This window comes from Spirochaetota bacterium, assembly GCA_030154445.1.
Classification (GTDB): Bacteria; Spirochaetota; Brevinematia; order Brevinematales; family Brevinemataceae; genus Brevinema_A.
In genome coordinates this window covers 14,396-33,674 of sequence record JAGUQW010000004.1, presented here as the reverse complement: position 1 = coordinate 33,674, position 19,279 = coordinate 14,396, and the positions used below count along the sequence as shown (strand labels likewise).

Genomic DNA, 19,279 nt, shown 5'->3' with positions numbered 1-19,279 from the left:
CAATAAGTGTCTAATAGTTTGGGTGTCTAGTAAAAATTTAATCTAATAATAAATCTATCTTTGTAATATGATGGTACTACAAAATACCTAAAATAGATGAGTGTAAACATGTTGAAACGCTATCTTTTTAGGAGATAATATACACAATAAAGAGGTATCCTTTGCATTATAAATCGTCATCTTTTAAGGCTCTAAAACAATTCGTTCGTTTGATAGAAAAAAGGATACCCTTAAATGTCAAAATTGTTGCTGAAATCCGCCTAATATGGAAAGATATTGTTGGTGATAAAATGGCACAACGAAGTCAAGTAGCCAAGTGTGAGTATATTCCCAAAAAAGACGAAAATGGTCAAGAAACTGGAGAGATTAAAAGACGCTTGTTAGTACATGTTACTGATGGAAGTACACAAACAGCACTAACAGCTTATGTAGCAGACTATTTGGAAAAAATACCCAATCGATTCAAAATACACGCTCTTCGTTTTCAGCAATCTCATCATCCATTTATTGATCTAGAACCTTCGTATATACCCCAAGTCCCTTTTATAAATGTATCAGAAGAGGATAGAGAGCAAATTAATCAACAAGTCCAAGCCTTATCAATGTCTCCAGATATGACTCAATCGATGATAGATTATTTGATAATATGCAAAAATTTGCAACACAAAAATGAGCAATGACAAATATTATAAAACTTACTCATCTATTAGTAGAGATTTTTAAACAGAGTTCACCTTCTTCCAAAATAGCTCTTGCTGTTTCTGGGGGGAAGGATTCTATGTTTTTACTTCATGTTTGTACTACTATTTCAAAAAATATTATTGTCTTCCATGTTAATCATCAAACAAGACTAGAATGTAAACATGAATCGGAAGCGATTAATACTTATTGTAAAAATTTAGGAATAGAATTTCAAGAGTTGACAGCAGTAGCTTTGTCTTTGAATATGGCTGATTTTGAAAATAATGCTAGAAAAGAACGCTATAGACTTTTTACAGAAGCTGCTAACATGCGCCATATTACTAAAATTCTAACAGCACATCACAAAGATGATCTTATAGAAACAGTTTTCTTAAAAATTTTAAGAGGATCATTAAATATTTTTATTCCTCATAAACGAGTATTAGATAATATTTCTTCTTTGGAAATAATAAGACCTATGCTTTTTATTTCTAAAGAAGAAATCGAATCCTATATTAAAGAAAACGACATATTATATATAGAAGATAGTTCTAATAAAAACACTATTTATCTTCGTAATTTTTTACGATTAAATATTATACCTCTATTAAAACAAAAAATAAATGGTTTTGATAACAAAATAATAAGCTTATCAGAATCGAGGGTAGAAGAAGAAGATTTTCTGTGCTCTTATACAAAAAAAAAAGAATCAGAATTATTCCATAATAATAAATGTTCCGTACAACAATTTCTTCAAGAGCATGTAATAATACAAAAACGATTGATACAATACAAAATAATACATGCTTTTGGAGTAAGTATTTCTCGTTCTCAATTGCTAAAAATTATTATTATGTTACAAGACAATCAAGATCATAGTATTGTATTATATAGTTCTTCTGGTGGTGAGATATTAAAAGAACAAGGTAAAATTGTAATTATTTTAAAAAATCAATATAAAATGCTTGAAAAAAAATCATTTATCATTCATACTAAAGTAATATCATTAGAATTATTAGAATGGAAAATAAAGCAAGTTGTTGGATATGGTCTATTTTATATGATAGAAGATGAGTTGTTTTTGAGATCACCTTATGTTGGAGAGCGTATTTCTTGGAATGAAGGTACTAAAACAATGAGACAAATTCTAAAAGACAAAAAAGTTCCACTATCTCAAAGATCTTTGGCACAAGTGATTATAAAAAATGATCTTGTTGTAGGTTTGTGTGCTTATAATTTTGTTTATATTATTCCTAGTGTAAGAGCTGTAGATAGTCAATTAGGACTATATATAGAAAGCTTATAAACATATTATTTTATCATAAGGAATATTTTGGATGAAAAAATTAGAAGTTTTATTTACTCAAGAGCAGATAGCACAACGAGTCAAAGAGATAGCTCAAAACATCAATGATTATATAGGTGATGATGAGGCTGTAATTATAGCTAATCTCAAGGGTGCTATTCCTTTTTATGCAGATATATTTCGTTGTCTTACGGGAAAAGTTCGTATGGATTTTATCGAAACACAGAGTTATATAGATAATATAAGCTCAGGTCATGTTAAAATTACAAGAGATCTTTCTGAAAATATTGAAGGTAAAAAAATTGTAATAATTGAAGATATTTTAGATACAGGCTTAACTTTTGAACATATTTTGAAACATATAAAGAATTTTCATAACCCTATGTCTTGTAAGATAGCTGTGTTATTAAACAAAATAGAAAATAGAAGAGTTGATATTAAAGCTGATTGGATAGGCTTTGACATTCCAAATCATTTTGTTATTGGATATGGATTAGATGACAATCAATATCTTAGAAATTTACCATATATTGGTTATTGGGTGTAAAGATCATTTACTTTTATTGTAAATGATTTGTATATTTATATTAAGACATTGAAAAACCTATAAAAATACTGAACAAGGAATATCTAATGAATAAAAAGAAAACTAAAAAAAAACTCCCATCTAATGGAAATCAAGGACTGACTATAGGAGTATTTTTATTAATCACTTTAGGTCTTTTTGTGGTATGGTCAAAACTTGAATCTCCAGCGACAGTAGTTGAATATTCTAAGTTTTTTCAACAATTAGAAAATGATAATATTGAATCTATTTCTATTCAAGGTCAAAAAATTGAAGGTATATATACTAGTAAAAATACAAATGTAGTCAAAAACTTTTTGACTATTATGCCTATGAATGATCCTATGTTATTACCACTTTTAAAAGAAAAAAACATTCTTACTAAAGGTAAGATTGTCCAATCATCGGGTACTAGTTCTTCTTTTTGGTGGATTTTAATTATTTCTGCTGGTGTATTAATGCTTTGGTCTTCTTTTTCTAAAGGCGGTGGTGGTGGTGGACCAGGTCAAGCAATGAATTTTGGTAAAACTAAAGCTAGACTTCATAGTGATACTGGTGAGAAAAAGATGTTTTCAGATGTTGCAGGTGTAACAGAAGCCAAAGATGATTTGGAAGAAGTTGTAGAATTTTTAAAACACCCTAAGAAATTTCTAGATTTAGGAGCAAAAATACCAAAAGGGGTTCTTTTGGTAGGCCCTCCAGGAACAGGTAAAACACTCTTAGCTAAAGCTGTTGCTGGAGAAGCGAATGTTCCTTTCTTCAGTGTTTCAGGTTCTGAATTTGTTGAAATGTTTGTTGGTGTTGGTGCTTCAAGAGTTAGAGATCTTTTTGCTAATGGGCGTAAAAAAGCTCCTGCTATTATTTTTATAGATGAGCTTGATGCTGTTGGTCGTGCTAGAGGATCAGGCTGGGGTGGTTCACATGATGAAAGAGAACAAACACTCAATCAAATTCTTGTAGAGATGGATGGCTTTGATTCTTCTGAGGGATTAATTATTATCGCAGCTACTAATAGACCAGATATTCTCGATCCTGCTTTAAAAAGACCAGGTCGTTTTGATAGACAAGTTATTGTAGATAGACCAGATGTAAAAGCGAGAGAAGCTATTCTGGTCGTACATTCAAAGAAGAAAAAATTAGCTGAAAATATAGATCTTTCTATAATCGCTAAAGGTACTCCAGGATTTACAGGAGCAGATTTAGAGAATCTTGCTAATGAAGCTGCCTTAAAAGCTGGTCGTGAAAATCGAAAAGAAATAACAGCCAATGATTTTGAATATGCAAAAGATAAAGTCATGATGGGACCAGAAAGACGCTCTATGGTAATGACAGACGAAGATAAGCTTACAACAGCTTATCATGAAGCTGGGCATGCTGTCTCTGGGCACTATTTGACATTAGTTGATCCTATTCATAAAGTTACGATTATTCCTAGAGGTCAAGCACTTGGAGTTACTTTTTTCCTTCCACAAAATGATAAATATTCTTTTATTAAGAAAAAAGTTGAAGAAAATATCATCATGGCTTTGAGTGGTCGTGTTGCTGAAGAAATTATGTTCGGTAAAGAATATATATCTGCAGGTGCTCGTGGAGATATAGAACATGTTACAAAATATGCTAGAGCTATGGTGTGTGAATGGGGGATGAGTGATCTTTTAGGTACTATCCAGTATGGTGAAAGTGAAGGTCCTGTATTCTTGGCAAAAGATATCTCAAGCCGAAAGACATACTCTGAAAAAACACATGAAGATATAGATACAGAAATCAAAAGAATCGTTTCTGAAGCTTATGCAAGAGCATTGATTTTGTTAAACGAACATAAAGATAAATTAATAGATCTTGCTGAAGTTTTGTTAGAAAAAGAAACACTTTCTTCTACTGAAGTGATAGCTATATTAGGTGATGTTAATAGACCTAAATTTCCAATTTTAGATGAATTTAGAAAAACACATCCTGCTCGTGTATTTCCTGCTATCGAAACAATTAACACTTTAGATGACGCATCTGAAGTGTTAGCAAAAAATACAGAAGAAACAAAAGTATAATCTTTTGTAGATAAATAGATATAATAATAAAAACCTCTCTTATTTTAGGAGAGGTTTTTTTTGTTTATATTAATAAATATTTGTTATTGAATAATAAATAATAAAATGTTATAATAATATCTATGAATAAATGTATATTACCAACAATTAATAATCTTTCAGATTTAAAAAAATTATCACTCGCAGAATTGTCTTTATTATCAGATGAAATTCGGGATTTTCTTATAGATAATGTTACCAAAACTGGAGGACATTTGGCTCCAAATTTGGGTGTTGTAGAATTAACTGTAGCCTTACATTATGTTTTTGACTCACCTAAAGATGCTTTTATTTGGGATGTAGGGCATCAATCTTATGTACATAAAATCCTTACAGGAAGACAAGATAAATTTCCAACACTTCGTAAAAAAAACGGCATGTCTGGATATCCTTCGCCCATGGAAAGTGAACATGATATTGTTCATGCAGGACATAGTTCTACTTCTGTATCCTTAGGAGTGGGAATAGCAACAGCAAAAAAAATTGATCAAAATAATAGTTCAACGGTAGCTATTATCGGTGATGGATCTTTTACCAGTGGTATGGTTTATGAAGCTTTGAATGATGCATCTTGGAGAGAAGTTCCTTTATTGATTATTTTAAATGATAATAAAATGTCTATTTCCGAAAATGTAGGTGGTATTTCTAAACATCTTAATATCCTACGCACGAACAAAATGTACCTATCTTTAAAAAAAGAAGTGTCTGGCATCCTGTCTTATACTAAGATAGGACGCTGGATTCATGATCTATTATTTGCCATAAAATCATCTATTAAAAAACGATTTTTTAATAGACAGAATATTTTTGAAAATCTCGGGGTGCATTATTTAGGGCCTTTTGATGGACATAATTTATCTCAATTGATTAGTATTTTTGAAGAAGTTAAAAATCACAAAACAACTTTATTACTTCATGTACTTACCCAAAAAGGCAGAGGATCGGTAGATGCACTAAAAGATCCTATTAATTATCATGGAATCTCAGCCAAAGATGATAGTATTTCTTTGAATCCAAAAAAAGGAAAATCTTGGTCTAGTATATTTGGTGAGATAGTTTGCACTTTAGCAGAAAAGAATGAAGATATTATTGTTCTTACTGCCGCAATGCGGGAAGGAACAGGTCTTATTAATTATTCCAAACAATTTCCTAATCGTTTTATTGATGTTGGTATTGCAGAACAACACGCAGTTACTTGTGCAGCAGGTCTTGCGATACAAGGTAAAAGACCAATTGTAGCAATATATTCTACTTTTTTACAACGAGCTTATGATCAAGTATTACACGATGTTGCTATTGCAGAATATCCAGTGATTTTTTGTTTGGATAGATCGGGTTTAGTCCCTGGTGATGGCAAAACACACCAAGGTATTTTTGATATTGCTTATCTTCGTATTATTCCTAATATGATTATTATGAGTCCTCTTACTGAAAAAGAATTACAACTAATGTTAACGCAAGCACTTATTTGGGGAAAACCAGTAGCAATACGCTATCCTAAAGATATAGCACCTATTTGGGATAAGTCTACAGAGGATATTATCTTAGGGCAAGGAATAGAACTTGTATCGGGTAATGATGGAGTGATTGTGATTTTTGGCTCTTTATTAGAAGAAGCTTTAATGATACAAAAATTATTAACAGAACATCATAAAAATTACGCTATTTATCATTTGAGATTTGCAAAGCCTATCAATGATACAGTTATTACCTATCTTAATGCGAAAAAACATATTGTTTTATTAGAAGAGGGGATCGCTACTGGTGGTATAGGAGAATATTTGCAAAATAAAATAGACAAAAACACTTCTTTATTGATTAAAAATATTAATGATCAATTTCCGAATACAGATACCCGTGAAGGATTATTAAAAGATTTTGGATTTGAAGCAATAAATCTTACCAAAGAAATACTAGATAATTTATATTAAGGGTCAAATATGATAGAAAATAAATCCCAAAAAATACATATGATTAATATGGGTTGTAAATTAAATACTTTTGAAGGAAATGCAATTACAGCAAATCTCAAAGATAGGGGATATATAATCTGTGATCAACAAGAAGATGCAGATATTGTCATTGTGAATACTTGTACTGTTACTGCTAAAGCAGATGATAAAGGCCGTAAGTATATGCGTAGAGCCAAAAATCAAGGTAAAAAAGTAATAGCAACAGGCTGTTATGCCACTACCGATGGAATGGAATTAGCAGAAGAAAATTATATAGATCTTATTTTGAGAAATGAACAAAAATTTAGTATACATGAGTATTTACCTCTTCTAAATTTAGGACAAAAATTAGTTGATGGGAAAGATGATACAGAATTTCCTGAAGTATCAGGATTTGAAAGAACAAGAGCTTTTCTAAAAATTCAAGACGGTTGTGATAAATTTTGTTCTTTTTGTAAAATTCCTTTTGCTCGTGGTCGTAGTAGAAGTCAATCACCTCAGAAAATTCGTAAAGCATTTCAATTATTGCTTGAAGCTGGTTACAAAGAAATTGTTCTTACAGGTATTAATCTCAGTGATTATGCATCAGAAGAAGGTTATCTAGGAACTATGGTGCAATCTTTATTAGCTTTTGATGGTGATTTTCGTGTGAGACTGTCTTCCTTACAACCAGATGAATTTGATCCTATCTTGTTGGATTGTTTGGCTCATCCAAAAATGGCTCCACATTTTCATTTATCAGTGCAATCAGGATCGGATAGTGTGTTGAAAAGAATGTTTAGACATTATGACTCCCATACTTTTTTAGCATTAATTTCAAAAATCAGAGCGATTCGTCCTGATGCTGGAATTACAACAGATATTATTGTTGGATTTCCAAATGAAACAGAAGAAGAATTTGAAGAAACTTTAGAAATTATTCGTAAAGCACAATTTTCTCGCATCCATATTTTTCCTTATTCTCGTCGTGAAGGGACAACAGCTGCTCGGATGCATGATTTTGCTCCCTCTATAAAAAAAAATAGAGAAGAAAGGCTCCGTGTTGTTTATCAAGAAACAGCCTTGAAATTTGCTCAAGAATATTGTTTGGGCAAGCCTTACAAAGCTTTGACAGAAACAGCGAAACAAGGTATTAGAGAGGCTTATACAGAAAATTATATTAGAGTGCACTTCAAAGAATCTGATATAGCATTGAATGAATTTATATCTATAATACCAACTAGTGTTGTGATAGATAAAGATGGTAATTTGTTATTCAAAACTTATTCCTAATATATAACATGTTTCAAATTTTTATAAATTTCACTCTATAGAAGTTATATATAATTGATCTTTTCGTTAATAGTGTCTATTTTAAAGTAAAGTAGAGTAGAGGTTATTATGAGAAGAATTATATATATGATAATAGTGCTAGGTTTTGTTCAAATAATCTGGGGAACACCTCCTAAAATATTACAACCACAAGAACATTCTATTATTAAGAAAGATAGTTTGTTTGTATTTATAGAACCAAATCCAGAAGATATAGAGGCGGGTCGCTATATCAATATAGAAATTTTTGAAAGATCAGAGGGTAAAAATATGATAACATTATTATTATCTCCTGACCAAAATTATAAAGACTCGATAGATATTAGCTCTTGGGCAAATGGTAAATATTTGTTAAAAGTAATATATGTTAATAAAAAAGGTAAACATTTAACTAAATCTTCTTGGAGAAATTTTAGTATTATGCACGAATAGCAAATTATATTTAAATATAAAAAAAGACAGTAATATATTACTGTCTTTTTTTTGTTAATTAATAAAATCAATTTTATAAAGAATATTTTTTAGTGAATTCTACTACTAATGTAGCAGAATTTTTGGCAGCTTCTTTGAAAAAATTAGTATAAGTATCCGCTGCAACACCATCGGCTTTGTCGCTAATGGCTCTGATAATACAACAAGGAATATTACATTTGTTAGATACATGAGCAACAGAAGCACTTTCCATATCTGTAGCATAAGCATCAAATAGCTCTCTTAATTTGTTAATTTTGACTTGAGAGGCTACAAAATCGTCTCCACTAACAATACGCCCACGATAAATTTTGTCTTTTCCAAACATCTCAATAGCAAGATCTGTGAATTTTTGAGATAATTGAGTGTCAGATTGAAATATAGAAACTTCATTATCATCAGGTATTTGTGATAATTTGTAACCAATGGCAGTAGCATCAAAATCATGATATAAAAAATCCGTACCGATTACAATATCTCCAAGATTTAATTTTTGGTAAACCCCACCCGCAACTCCTGTGAAAACGATAGCTGTAACATTAAAACTATAGATTAATGTAGCAGCAACAAGAGCTGAATTTACTTTACCAATACCAGATTGACAGAGAACTACTTGCTGATTGCCTAATTTTCCTGTATAATATGTCATATGCCCTTTAATAGATTCTGATGGATTCTCTATATTTTCTAAAATAAGTACAATTTCTTCAGGCATAGCGCCAATAATTCCTAACATAAATTCTCCTTAATATGTATATATTGTATATTTATTTTTATGAAAAGTAAATAAAATCGAATTAATAATAGAAGACTCTAATTAATTATAGTTTTTTTATCATAAATACCGATGTTTATAAAAATGGGAGGAAATAATGAAAAAATTTATTTCTAGTTTGGTGTTATGTATGGTGAGTTTTCCAATTTTTGCTAATGATAACATTACTTTTTATAATAAATTATTAAATAAATCTCCAAAATTAGTGGGACTCAAAGAATTTGCTACTATCAATGGATTCAAATATAATGGGGACTGTTCAGGATTTATAGCGTTTTTATTTCATGCAGCAGGATTGAATCTATTAAATTTATATGGACAAGGTGATAGCGGTGTTAGCGCTATTTGGGATGGTTTGAACATAAATAATTTACTACTGGATCACAAAAATCTTCAAGCAGGCGATATTGTTTTTTTTGACAATACTTATGATAAAAATAAAAATGGTCTATGGGATGATGAATTTTCACATATAGGTGTGGTTGAATCCGTTGATGAAAATCAAACAATAACATATCTTCATTATGGTAGTAGGGGTGTTGCTCGTGCAAAAATGAATCTTTCTTATCCTGAAATTTACTCTATGAATCAATCTGGAAGAATGGTTCGTTATAATGATTTGATCCGTAATTCTAGCAAAAAGGGTGTAAATCCAAAATATTTATCAGGAGCTTTGTATAGAGGTGCAGCTCGTATAATTGTAAGTAAAAAATAAATATGATAATTAAAAATTATTGTGTGATATTTCAATTAAAAAACTTTCTTAAGCTATAAGAAAGTTTTTTTTTATTTATGTAATAATAGAAATGTTAAGCGTCCGTTCTGTTTCAGACTCACCATGTTTCAGATTTATTAAAGTATAGGGAGAGGGTATTAATTCCCAAGCTCTTTCAGCCCATTCTACAAAAGCGAAATCACATTCTGTAACGAATTCTTCAAAACCCCATTCCAAAACTTCTTCTACACTAGTCAGTCTATAGAGATCAAAATGATGTATGGTAAGATTGTGGATATGGTAGATATTCATTAGTGTGAAAGTAGGACTAGAGACGATTGTGTTATCCTGCAGTTGATTTATAAAACTTCTTACAAAGCTTGTTTTACCAGCACCAAGATCGCCTTGTAATACAACTGTTTTAGGATATTTTTGATTAATAATGTCTAAAATGATTGGAATAAAATCATTAGTGTTGGCTATATGATAGGGCGTTGAAGACATAATTTTTCCTCACAAATACTCTTTGTCTTTCCTTATCGGACAAATAAATTTTTTATTAATAGTAGCAATAGTAATAAAGATAAAATATATATATTATTTTATAAAATATCCTTGACCAAACTTAAATAAAAGTGTATAATTTGTGCATAATTTGTGCGATTCTTGTGTGTGATTGAGGGGTTACTATGAGAAATATATTGAGTAAATTATAAAAAATCTATAAGTCTAAAATATATAAATTTCAAATATATATGAGTTTAGTATTAGATTGGGAGGCGGAACGTGAAACTTGTTCCGATTGTTGAGATTAAACAGGGAAATACAGAGTTTGGGATACCAGAGAGACAAGGTATGTCAGCTCGTATAAAAAATCCAACCTTACATATAAGGCATTGGATAGATCAGGGTGCAAAATCGATTTTTCTAAAAGATATGGATGGTGTTGTACTTGGAAAACCACAATATAATAAACAATTAGATTATTTAGATAATAATACTAAAGAAAGAATTTATTATTGTGGTGGTATTAGAGATTTGCGTAGTGTTCGTATTTTTGAACAGCGTAAATATACAAAAATTGTGTCTGCAACTTCCTTGATAGAAAATAAAAAATTTCTTCGTAACATATTAGCTAACAATATAGGCCCTGTAGCATTATGGATAGATTCTTTAGATGGTTTTGTTTATACCAAAAATATGACATATGCTATTGGTAAAAGGACTGTAGATTTAGTTCGATCTTTACCTGAATTTGGTATTGATGAAATATTCTTTTGTAATCACACAGAAAATGGGCCTATGGTTCATCCAGATAGGGATGCTATTGAAAATTTACTAGATCTCGATATTGTAGATTTGTATATTGCTAATAATGTTTCTACCAAAGAAGATTTGTCTATGTTATCACAGTATGAAACACAAGGTCTTATTGGAGCAGCTGTGAAAGCACCGCTTTATGATGGTACATTTTCAATGGCTGAAGTTAGGGAAATTTTTCAATCTGAAGTGGTTAAATTTTAAATTATTACAATATTATACATAAAAGGGATTTGTCTATCAAATCCCTTTTATGTATAATATTATAGAGGAAACAATGAGTAATATTAAGCGTAGAAAAACAAGAGAAATTTCTGTTGGTGATGTCAAAATAGGTAATGCTAATCAAATATCAATACAATCAATGTTAAGTGTTCCAACAGTAGATGTACAAGCTTCTGTGGATCAATTATTCCGTTTGTCCTCGGCTGGTTGTGATATTGTTCGCTTAGGTGTTCCTGATGAAGCTTCAGCCTTAGCTTTAGCCGAGATTAAAAGGCTATCACCTCTTCCTATAATTGCTGATATTCATTTTAATTACAAATTGGCACTTATTGCTTTAGAATCTGGGGTGGATGGCTTGCGTTTGAATCCTGGTAATATATCTAATTTGAATCATGTAAAAGATGTTATCAAAGCTACTAAAGAAAGAAATGTGCCTATTCGTATAGGTGTTAATGCTGGTTCACTTAATCCACACAAATATCCACATCCAACAGCAGAGGCGATGGTAGAGTCTTCTTTTGAACATATCAAATTACTAGAAGATTTGGACTTTCAAGATATTAAAATATCTTTCAAATCGAGTAATGTGCTTACCATGATAGAAGCAAATAGACTTTTTGCGACTCGTTGTAATTATCCTATTCATTTAGGGGTAACAGAAGCTGGTGATGGAATGCAAGCTGTTGTCAAAAATGCTATCGGTATGGGTACTTTGTTACAAGAGGGAATAGGAGACACTTTGCGTGTTTCTATTACTGGAGATGTTGTACAAGAAGTAGAAGCAGGTCGTTTTATTTTGAGATCCTTAGGACTACGGCAAGAGGGCATAGAAATTATTTCTTGTCCAACTTGTGCTCGTGTGGAATATGATGTTTTGGAAGCGGTGCATGCTTTTAAAGAAAAAACAAGTCAAATCAAATCTTATATTAGAGTTGCTATTATGGGTTGTGTAGTCAATGGGCCTGGAGAAGCTAGAGAGGCTGATCTAGGTATTGCTGTTGGTAAAACTAGTGCCGTGCTTTTCCGCAAAGGAGAAGTTATTGGAAAGTATTCTAAAGATGAAATGTTAGTAGCTCTACTCGAAGAAACATTAGCTTTGGATAAAATCAAACAAGAAGAAGTTAAAAATGACGATTAAATAAAAATAGATAATAATATATTAATGTTGATAAGAGGTGAGATTTATGATATTTAGAGATAATAGTTTAGATTTCTTAAAAGGAACAGCTATGATTCTAGTTATATTAACTCACATAATTCCTGGCGATATAAGATTTGCAATCTATGATAGTTTTTATATTATTCAAGCAGTACCTATTTTTGTTTTTATTAGTTCCTATTAGACATTTAATGCTTTTATATTTAGGGGTATTATTCCAACATTTAAATACAGATAATATATCTTTGAAAGATTTTTTATACAAGTATTTATACAACTGGAAAAAATTTCATTATTGGATTTTAAGTATAGCTAGTGCTTTTGTATTGTATTTGATAGTATATAAAAATTTCAAAAATGTAGTACTCCCTTCATATTGGTATTGGTTTTCTTATGCTACAGATATGTATGCGGTGTTATTTATTTATTTGTTACTATGTTTATATTATCTATTTGTTCATAATAGATTTGCAACAATAGTATTAGATATTTTGGGATTAATTGGTAAAAATAGTTTTTATATTTATTTATTTCATATGTTTATCATAGATATACTGAAGAATCGTAGGGTAGAAAATTTAATTTTGAGTATAATGATTCCGTTATTATTATTAGAATTAAAACCAAAGATTAATAGTTTGAAAACATAGTATGGTATAATAAATATTAGATGTCCTAAGGAATTCTCAAATGCTTACAATAACAAATGAAATAACAAATATGACTTATCTATTGATGGAAAAAGGATCTAGCTTTACTCTCAAAAAAGATATATGGGATTACGCTGGGATTCTTGGGACAACTATAGCTCCTATTATAGCGATTATTTTTAGTATGTGGAATAACATACACATAAAAAGAATTCGTCATGAAGATCTTATTCGTGAAGATGAATTAAGAGAAAAATCAGAACTTAAAGATCATTATCAAAATATCAATAAATTTATCGATGATCAATTATATGTTTTGAATAAGATTACAGATCAAGAATTCATGAATCTTTTTATTAAATTGCAAAGTTTGATTTCTAAATGTGGTATGATTACTAGGGATAAAACAAGAGATTGTATGATTTATTATATAAGTACTTATATAGAAGTTTCCTATTTTTTACAGACAGATACACAAATAGAACAAAAACAAAATATCGGTGATATGAGAATACTCTTTCTTAATTCTATTAAAGAATTCGATATTTTATTAATTAATAAGGATATCACTTTACTTCAGCAACGAATTCAAGAATTATTAGAGAGTCTTAAATTTGTTTGTATAGTAAAAAATGAATTTTAGATAAATTAAAAAATAATATTATATACCAATAGAATATCTATCCTTGATAAGGTATATGAAGAAAAATAATGATATATCAGAGATGTATTTATATTGAATATTCTAAGGTAAAAGGGCAAATGACCCAAGGGAAAAAAGATGAGTTTAAAAGTTAGTGTTTCAGGAGTCCGTGGTATTTGGGGCGATAGTCTTGATATGGATACTATTATCAAATTTTCTCATGCTTTTGCTGCCTATGTTCTTGAAAAAGGTGGTAAAAAAGTATTAATGGGGCGTGATGGTAGACCTACTGGAGATGTTATGGCTCGTTTATCTGCAAGCATCTTGAATATAATGGGTTTGGATGTTGTTGATGCTGGTATGGTACCTACGCCAACTATTTTGTATGGAGTTCGTGAGTGTGGTTTTGATGCAGGAATTATGATTTCAGCATCGCACAATCCTTTGGAGTGGAATGCTTTCAAATTTGTCAAAAAGGGTGGAGTATTTACGGATGAAGACGATCTTGTAATTATCAATAAATATATAGCAGCTCCTTTAAAGATGCCTTTATGGGATAAAGTTGGTTCTTATTCTATGGATGATTTCGTAGTGGATAAGCACCTTTCAGCTGTTTTGAAAGCAGTAGATGTAGATCTTATTAAAAATTCTGGATTGACAGTATTGTTAGATCCTGTCAATTGCTCTGGATCTATGACTACTAAAAAATTATTTGATTCTTTAGGAATAAAAGCTTTTTATATTTATGATGAACCACATGGATGTTTCGAAAGACCTGCTGAGCCTATTCCTGTACATTTAACACATTTGAAAGATCTTATTTTGTCTAAAAAAGTAGATGTCGCTTTTGCTCAAGATCCGGATGCAGATCGTTTGGTTGTAGCGGATGAAAAGGGATATGTGTTGAGTGAAGAACTTACCCCTGTTCTTGCATTACAAGCCCTCTTAATGAGAGGGGAACGCGGTAGTATTGTACTGAATATGAGTACTTCTAGTGCTGGAGCTTTACTTAACAAACAATATCAAGGAAAATATTTTAGATCCAAAGTAGGTGAGGCTAATGTTGTCAAAAAAGTAGCCTTAGAAAAATCTTTTTATGGAATAGAAGGAAATGGTGGAATTATTTATCCAGCTGTTAATGCAGGAAGAGATTCTCTCGTTGGTATTGCCTTGATTCTGGAATTATTGGCAAAAGAAAAAAAATCACTTTCTGAGATCGTATCGCAATTACCTCCTGTAGTAATGAAAAAAGAAAAATATAACTTTAATGGCGATTTGAATAAATTATTTGATCAAATGAAATCTATCTTTCCTAATGCTGACATCAATGTAGAAGATGGATTGCGTTTGGATTTAGAAGACGGATCTTGGATACATCTTCGTTTGTCAAATACAGAACCTATTATACGATTGATTGCAGAATCTTCTACAGAAGAAAAAGTAGTATCTTTATTGAATAAAATAAACACATTATTTTAGATATAATTAACAAAAATTATTTATTATATAATATCTTACATATGGAGGAAATAATGAAAACAACACTATGGTTTTCTCATCCTGATCAAGATAAATCTATTGTAAATAAGATGATTCTTGAGAAAATTAATTCTTTGGATCTCTTATTAGATGTTAGAAATCTTGATCAATTATATCCAGATTTTAATATTAATGTAGCTATAGAACAAGATATTCTTCGTAAAACAGATAGAATTATTTTGCTTTTTCCAGTATATTGGGTAGGAATGCCGAGTCTATTAACTCATTGGCGAGAGAAAGTTTTTTTGAAAGATTTTGCTTATACAGAACCTGATTCTGATAAAAATTCTGAATTAAAGAATAAAGAATTGATTATCATTATGACTCTAGGTGCTCCTGAAAGTGCCTACTCTAAAGATGGTTTTATACAAGAAGAATTTTCACAATATACCAAATGGATAGAGGCGATGGTATTATTTACAGGGATGAAACTTTTAAAAATATCTCCCTTTTTTAAATCTAATATTACTATAAATCAAGATAAATCTATATTAGATAAAAGAGTTAATAATTTTGTTAAAGATATTTTTGATCATTATTAGTATATAGTAAATAATTTTTATAATACTATTTATATAAAAGAGGTGATGGTGAAACAAAATATAAGCATATTGTTTTTATTAATATTATTTTCTCAATGTTCAAAAACAACAGATCCTCGATTAATTTTTCTAACTGAATTTCAAGGAACATGGAAAACAAGTGAGCCGTCTGTTATTTGGTTTAAATCTTTAACTCCTACTGTGAGTATAATTGCAGGTACTGTTGTAAATGTAGATAAAAATGGTGCTTTTACTATTGCTGGAATTCCTTTTACTTTTGTAGAAATCGAAATAAATGCTATTGTTGCAGTATATAGTTTTATACATAATGGACTAACTTTTTATGTAGGTATAGGATTTGGAGAAAAAGATGATGTGTTAATAACAGCACCTGTAGTAGCCGCTGATTTAGTACAATCTACAACAAAAGGTGATATATTTTTAATAAAGTAGATCTTTTAACTATATTGTCATGATTTTATTTTATAAATATCATTTGTAGAAATATAAAAATAGTCTTTATAAAGAAAAAAGCCCTACTAATTTTAGTAGGGCTTTTCTAATATTTGTTTTAATTAATGATAATTCTTATTGAGGATAGTATTGACCTTGAGGATCTCCAATCCAAAATTCAATATCACCATCAAAATCTTCTGCCCAGATCCAATATTTGGCCTTTAATTCATAAGGTCCTGGTCTGAATTTAGAAGTATCTACTATGGTGGTATAATTATTCTTAGGAGTTAATTTACCTCTCCATATTGTTCTTTCCCAACCATTACCGTGTTCTATTTTAACATGAACAGTAGCTTTACCATTATATGGTGGTGCAACTTGAATAGTTAATGGTCCTTGGATAGAGAGTCCTTGTTGAGGAGAAATAAACCAAATGTCATCAGCAAATAAACGGTTTGAAGAGAGTAAAATAGCTCCAAATAAAAATATTTTGTGTATATTTTTCATAATTATTCCCTTAATTTATATTATTTATTGTTGAGGGTAATATTGACCATTAGGATCAGTATTACCACCAATCCAAACTTCAACATCACCATCAAAATCACGACCTTGAATGAAATATTGAGCTTCGATTTTATATTTACCAGGTTTAAATTTGGAAATATCAACAGTAGCAGTATAACTATTCTGAGGAGTTAATTGACCTTGCCAAACAATATGTTCTCTACCCATATCGTATTCCATCCAAACATTTACAGGAATATTATTTCCGTAAGGTGGTTGAATTTTGATTTGAACATTACCTTGGATAGGTTGACCCGGCTGAGGAGAGATGAACCAAATATCATCAGCAAATACGGTAGTAGAAGAGATTAAAAGAGCTCCAAGTAAGATTGTTTTTTTAAGATTGTTTAGATTTTTCATAATTTTTTCCTTAATTTTTATATTTAGTTCATAGTAATAAGAAAAGTGTTTATTCTTATAGAAGATAAGTACTATGGTCCATTAACCCAAATATCAATATCGCCATCGTAATCTTTTCCATATAAATAATAGAGAGCTTCGATTTTGTATTTACCAGGTTTGAATCTTTTTGTATCTACAGATATAGTGTAATTATTTTCTGAGCTTACTGTTCCCATCCAAACTATAGAGTCTGTTTGATCATGCTCTATCCAAATATTAATAGATACAGATGACTGTGGCGGATAAATTTTTATATCTATGATCCCTGAAACAGGTTGCCCCTTAGAAGGGAATATGAACCAAATATCATCACTCCAAATATTTGAAGAGCATAGAAAAGTTGTTGAAAACAGAATAAGTAAGAATAAAAAAGTATGCATTATATTACTTTAGAAACCAATAATATCAAATAATACATCGAATATTTCTTCAATAATTTTGAGAATGACTAAGCCACCTACAAAAATACTAAAAACAATAGATGTTTTAATAATAAATTCTTTGTGTTCTTTTAGTTCTTTCATGAGAAACTCCACTAATATGATATATATAATACTTGTAATATACTTACAATATTAATTTATATAATAATAGGAGGAGCTCGAGGTGAATGTGCCAGATATGACACATTAGAATGATAGGTATTTTTTTTGAATGTTTTTAATTCGTCAGAGAAATTTGGATTGTTTAAATGAAAGTCATTATCAAAGATAATATTTTGAATAACTGTTAGATCATTGGAAAGTTGTTTGACATCTTGGTATACAATATCAAAAGAACCAGTAAATTTCATTACATGAACACGGGAAACATCTTTTATATTATAGACAAATATTGGAAACAATAGATATACAGATAAAACAAAAATTAGTAATTTTTTCATTTAGTATAATTCCTTACAGGATTTATTGTAACATACAATGTTGCAATAAGTCAATAGTTACAGTAATATTTTTTAATTTAATAATTATAGTATTATAGACTAAGTAGAATTTTTTTTACCTCCGTTATTTATAATATACACATTAATATGTGAAAAGATTGATATTATTATGTTTTTTTTGTAAAATGTTTTATGCGTAAATTCAATTTTAAATTACAAAAAATTTTAGATATAAGAGAAAAACTAGAATTAGAACAAAAAAATATCTTAACAAAAGCAGCTTCTGAATATCAACAATTATTGTTAAGAAAAGATGATAATATTCAAAAAGTGATTCTGTCTCGTGAAATTATATACTCTGAAATGAAAACAAAAGAAGTATCTATACAATCATTGAGAAATTTAGATCATCTTCAAGTTCAGGTCAATCAATTGACTAGATCCTTAGATCCTCAAATTGAAGAAAAATTTAAAAAAATGGAAAAAGAAAGAATAAAATATAATAAACTTGTAAAAGATAAAAAATCTATAGAAATTTTAAAAAATAATGAATTAAAAAAATATAAAATAGCCCAACAACGAGCATTAGTTTCTGATATGGATGAAATTGCAAGAAATTTTACAAAAAATTAATTTTGTTTAAATCCAAAAAGTGTCATATTTTTAAAAAGCACTTGATTTTCAGAAAAATAATTTTCTCCCATTAATAAATTTTGATTACATAATCTTACAGGATAATAATTATATGTTATTATGTTTTGATAAATAGCAGAATAATTATCAATAGATTTTTCAAATTTGAAAATGAAGTTATTATTAGTGAACATATTTCCATCTTGATAAATTAATAAAATAATATAAGGATCTTCGTTTAAAGAATAAGAACCTTGAATATTAGATAAAAACGAATTATTATTGGAAGTACAATTATTCAATAATACAAAATATAATACAAGAAATAATAATACTTGGTATTTTTTCACTATAGGTCTCCTTAATTTAAGATACTCGTAGTTTTGTGATTAAGGAATTT

The 19,279-nt window shown here is 29.6% G+C and carries 24 protein-coding genes; 17 read left to right on the top strand and 7 right to left on the bottom strand.

What is annotated here, in order from left to right:
• The first annotated feature begins 161 nt into the window (after positions 1–161).
• The 7 genes from KFW21_02120 (at position 162) to KFW21_02090 (ending at position 8,331) form a co-directional block, all read left to right on the top strand.
• Positions 162–680: a DUF721 domain-containing protein gene (locus KFW21_02120; protein ID MDK2818227.1), complete on the top strand. Its 519-nt coding sequence runs from the start codon at positions 162–164 to the stop codon at positions 678–680.
• The gene (gene tilS, locus KFW21_02115; GenBank protein MDK2818226.1) at positions 677–1,987 is read left to right on the top strand and encodes a tRNA lysidine(34) synthetase TilS; all 1,311 of its coding nucleotides are present in this window, start codon (positions 677–679) and stop codon (positions 1,985–1,987) included. Before KFW21_02120 ends, tilS begins: the two co-directional genes overlap by 4 nt.
• Before the next feature lie 31 nt (positions 1,988–2,018).
• Positions 2,019–2,534 carry a hypoxanthine phosphoribosyltransferase gene (gene hpt, locus KFW21_02110; GenBank protein MDK2818225.1) on the top strand — a complete coding sequence of 172 codons (516 nt, stop codon included), beginning with the start codon at positions 2,019–2,021 and terminating at the stop codon, positions 2,532–2,534.
• A gap of 86 nt (positions 2,535–2,620) precedes the next feature.
• Positions 2,621–4,597 carry an ATP-dependent zinc metalloprotease FtsH gene (gene ftsH / locus KFW21_02105; protein MDK2818224.1) on the top strand — a complete coding sequence of 659 codons (1,977 nt, stop codon included), beginning with the start codon at positions 2,621–2,623 and terminating at the stop codon, positions 4,595–4,597.
• Between the two features lie 122 nt (positions 4,598–4,719).
• On the top strand, positions 4,720–6,567 hold the full coding sequence (gene dxs / locus KFW21_02100; protein MDK2818223.1) for a 1-deoxy-D-xylulose-5-phosphate synthase: 1,848 nt from the start codon (positions 4,720–4,722) through the stop codon (positions 6,565–6,567).
• A gap of 9 nt (positions 6,568–6,576) precedes the next feature.
• Positions 6,577–7,860: a tRNA (N(6)-L-threonylcarbamoyladenosine(37)-C(2))-methylthiotransferase MtaB gene (mtaB, locus tag KFW21_02095; protein MDK2818222.1), complete on the top strand. Its 1,284-nt coding sequence runs from the start codon at positions 6,577–6,579 to the stop codon at positions 7,858–7,860.
• Between the two features lie 108 nt (positions 7,861–7,968).
• Positions 7,969–8,331: a hypothetical protein gene (locus KFW21_02090; GenBank protein ID MDK2818221.1), complete on the top strand. Its 363-nt coding sequence runs from the start codon at positions 7,969–7,971 to the stop codon at positions 8,329–8,331.
• Positions 8,332–8,404: 73 nt separating this feature from the next.
• Here the strand turns inward: KFW21_02090 and KFW21_02085 are convergent, their stop codons facing one another.
• A complete protein-coding gene (locus KFW21_02085; GenBank protein ID MDK2818220.1) occupies positions 8,405–9,106 on the bottom strand; it encodes a 5'-methylthioadenosine/adenosylhomocysteine nucleosidase in 702 nt (233 codons plus the stop codon).
• A gap of 136 nt (positions 9,107–9,242) precedes the next feature.
• On the opposite strand from KFW21_02085, the gene KFW21_02080 reads away from it, so the two are divergent.
• Complete coding sequence (locus KFW21_02080) at positions 9,243–9,860, top strand: CHAP domain-containing protein (GenBank protein ID MDK2818219.1); 618 nt, start codon at positions 9,243–9,245, stop codon at positions 9,858–9,860.
• A gap of 75 nt (positions 9,861–9,935) precedes the next feature.
• Here KFW21_02080 and tsaE read toward each other — a convergent pair whose 3' ends face one another.
• Complete coding sequence (tsaE, locus tag KFW21_02075; GenBank protein MDK2818218.1) at positions 9,936–10,364, bottom strand: tRNA (adenosine(37)-N6)-threonylcarbamoyltransferase complex ATPase subunit type 1 TsaE; 429 nt, start codon at positions 10,362–10,364, stop codon at positions 9,936–9,938.
• A gap of 282 nt (positions 10,365–10,646) precedes the next feature.
• Here tsaE and KFW21_02070 point away from each other — a divergent pair, with 282 nt between their 5' ends.
• From KFW21_02070 to KFW21_02035, 8 genes are all read left to right on the top strand, one after another.
• Entirely contained in the window at positions 10,647–11,384 is a 738-nt protein-coding gene (locus tag KFW21_02070; protein MDK2818217.1) for a hypothetical protein, read from the top strand.
• 73 nt (positions 11,385–11,457) lie between these two features.
• Complete coding sequence (gene ispG, locus KFW21_02065; protein ID MDK2818216.1) at positions 11,458–12,543, top strand: flavodoxin-dependent (E)-4-hydroxy-3-methylbut-2-enyl-diphosphate synthase; 1,086 nt, start codon at positions 11,458–11,460, stop codon at positions 12,541–12,543.
• A gap of 46 nt (positions 12,544–12,589) precedes the next feature.
• Positions 12,590–12,748 carry an OpgC domain-containing protein gene (opgC, locus tag KFW21_02060; GenBank protein ID MDK2818215.1) on the top strand — a complete coding sequence of 53 codons (159 nt, stop codon included), beginning with the start codon at positions 12,590–12,592 and terminating at the stop codon, positions 12,746–12,748.
• A 61-nt stretch (positions 12,749–12,809) separates the two neighbouring features.
• A complete protein-coding gene (locus KFW21_02055) occupies positions 12,810–13,214 on the top strand; it encodes a hypothetical protein (protein MDK2818214.1) in 405 nt (134 codons plus the stop codon).
• Between the two features lie 40 nt (positions 13,215–13,254).
• The gene (locus tag KFW21_02050) at positions 13,255–13,857 is read left to right on the top strand and encodes a hypothetical protein (protein ID MDK2818213.1); all 603 of its coding nucleotides are present in this window, start codon (positions 13,255–13,257) and stop codon (positions 13,855–13,857) included.
• A gap of 138 nt (positions 13,858–13,995) precedes the next feature.
• The gene (locus tag KFW21_02045; protein ID MDK2818212.1) at positions 13,996–15,336 is read left to right on the top strand and encodes a phosphoglucosamine mutase; all 1,341 of its coding nucleotides are present in this window, start codon (positions 13,996–13,998) and stop codon (positions 15,334–15,336) included.
• 53 nt (positions 15,337–15,389) lie between these two features.
• On the top strand, positions 15,390–15,938 hold the full coding sequence (locus KFW21_02040; GenBank protein MDK2818211.1) for an NAD(P)H-dependent oxidoreductase: 549 nt from the start codon (positions 15,390–15,392) through the stop codon (positions 15,936–15,938).
• A gap of 48 nt (positions 15,939–15,986) precedes the next feature.
• A complete protein-coding gene (locus KFW21_02035) occupies positions 15,987–16,391 on the top strand; it encodes a hypothetical protein (GenBank protein ID MDK2818210.1) in 405 nt (134 codons plus the stop codon).
• 135 nt (positions 16,392–16,526) lie between these two features.
• Here KFW21_02035 and KFW21_02030 read toward each other — a convergent pair whose 3' ends face one another.
• From KFW21_02030 to KFW21_02015, 4 genes are all read right to left on the bottom strand, one after another.
• Entirely contained in the window at positions 16,527–16,901 is a 375-nt protein-coding gene (locus KFW21_02030) for a hypothetical protein (GenBank protein ID MDK2818209.1), read from the bottom strand.
• A 24-nt stretch (positions 16,902–16,925) separates the two neighbouring features.
• Complete coding sequence (locus KFW21_02025; GenBank protein MDK2818208.1) at positions 16,926–17,321, bottom strand: hypothetical protein; 396 nt, start codon at positions 17,319–17,321, stop codon at positions 16,926–16,928.
• Between the two features lie 71 nt (positions 17,322–17,392).
• Positions 17,393–17,743 carry a hypothetical protein gene (locus KFW21_02020; GenBank protein ID MDK2818207.1) on the bottom strand — a complete coding sequence of 117 codons (351 nt, stop codon included), beginning with the start codon at positions 17,741–17,743 and terminating at the stop codon, positions 17,393–17,395.
• 200 nt (positions 17,744–17,943) lie between these two features.
• Entirely contained in the window at positions 17,944–18,246 is a 303-nt protein-coding gene (locus tag KFW21_02015) for a hypothetical protein (GenBank protein MDK2818206.1), read from the bottom strand.
• A 192-nt stretch (positions 18,247–18,438) separates the two neighbouring features.
• Here KFW21_02015 and KFW21_02010 point away from each other — a divergent pair, with 192 nt between their 5' ends.
• Positions 18,439–18,879, top strand: a complete 441-nt coding sequence (locus tag KFW21_02010; GenBank protein ID MDK2818205.1) for a hypothetical protein — start codon at positions 18,439–18,441, stop codon at positions 18,877–18,879.
• On the opposite strand, the gene KFW21_02005 is transcribed toward KFW21_02010, so the two are convergent.
• A complete protein-coding gene (locus KFW21_02005; protein ID MDK2818204.1) occupies positions 18,876–19,229 on the bottom strand; it encodes a hypothetical protein in 354 nt (117 codons plus the stop codon). The genes KFW21_02010 and KFW21_02005 overlap by 4 nt on opposite strands.
• Positions 19,230–19,279 lie beyond the last annotated feature (50 nt).

Excerpts from the sequence above, each read along its gene's own strand:
- tilS (MDK2818226.1), top strand. The coding sequence starts at position 677 with ATGACAAATATTATAAAACTTACTCATCTATTAGTAGAGATTTTTAAA.
- hpt (MDK2818225.1), top strand. The coding sequence starts at position 2,019 with ATGAAAAAATTAGAAGTTTTATTTACTCAAGAGCAGATAGCACAACGA.
- ftsH (MDK2818224.1), top strand. The coding sequence starts at position 2,621 with ATGAATAAAAAGAAAACTAAAAAAAAACTCCCATCTAATGGAAATCAA.
- dxs (MDK2818223.1), top strand. The coding sequence starts at position 4,720 with ATGAATAAATGTATATTACCAACAATTAATAATCTTTCAGATTTAAAA.
- mtaB (MDK2818222.1), top strand. The coding sequence starts at position 6,577 with ATGATAGAAAATAAATCCCAAAAAATACATATGATTAATATGGGTTGT.
- KFW21_02090 (MDK2818221.1), top strand. The coding sequence starts at position 7,969 with ATGAGAAGAATTATATATATGATAATAGTGCTAGGTTTTGTTCAAATA.
- KFW21_02085 (MDK2818220.1), bottom strand. The coding sequence starts at position 9,106 with ATGTTAGGAATTATTGGCGCTATGCCTGAAGAAATTGTACTTATTTTA.
- KFW21_02080 (MDK2818219.1), top strand. The coding sequence starts at position 9,243 with ATGAAAAAATTTATTTCTAGTTTGGTGTTATGTATGGTGAGTTTTCCA.
- tsaE (MDK2818218.1), bottom strand. The coding sequence starts at position 10,364 with ATGTCTTCAACGCCCTATCATATAGCCAACACTAATGATTTTATTCCA.
- ispG (MDK2818216.1), top strand. The coding sequence starts at position 11,458 with ATGAGTAATATTAAGCGTAGAAAAACAAGAGAAATTTCTGTTGGTGAT.
- opgC (MDK2818215.1), top strand. The coding sequence starts at position 12,590 with ATGATATTTAGAGATAATAGTTTAGATTTCTTAAAAGGAACAGCTATG.
- KFW21_02050 (MDK2818213.1), top strand. The coding sequence starts at position 13,255 with ATGCTTACAATAACAAATGAAATAACAAATATGACTTATCTATTGATG.
- KFW21_02045 (MDK2818212.1), top strand. The coding sequence starts at position 13,996 with ATGAGTTTAAAAGTTAGTGTTTCAGGAGTCCGTGGTATTTGGGGCGAT.
- KFW21_02040 (MDK2818211.1), top strand. The coding sequence starts at position 15,390 with ATGAAAACAACACTATGGTTTTCTCATCCTGATCAAGATAAATCTATT.
- KFW21_02030 (MDK2818209.1), bottom strand. The coding sequence starts at position 16,901 with ATGAAAAATATACACAAAATATTTTTATTTGGAGCTATTTTACTCTCT.
- KFW21_02025 (MDK2818208.1), bottom strand. The coding sequence starts at position 17,321 with ATGAAAAATCTAAACAATCTTAAAAAAACAATCTTACTTGGAGCTCTT.
- KFW21_02020 (MDK2818207.1), bottom strand. The coding sequence starts at position 17,743 with ATGCATACTTTTTTATTCTTACTTATTCTGTTTTCAACAACTTTTCTA.
- KFW21_02015 (MDK2818206.1), bottom strand. The coding sequence starts at position 18,246 with ATGAAAAAATTACTAATTTTTGTTTTATCTGTATATCTATTGTTTCCA.
- KFW21_02010 (MDK2818205.1), top strand. The coding sequence starts at position 18,439 with ATGCGTAAATTCAATTTTAAATTACAAAAAATTTTAGATATAAGAGAA.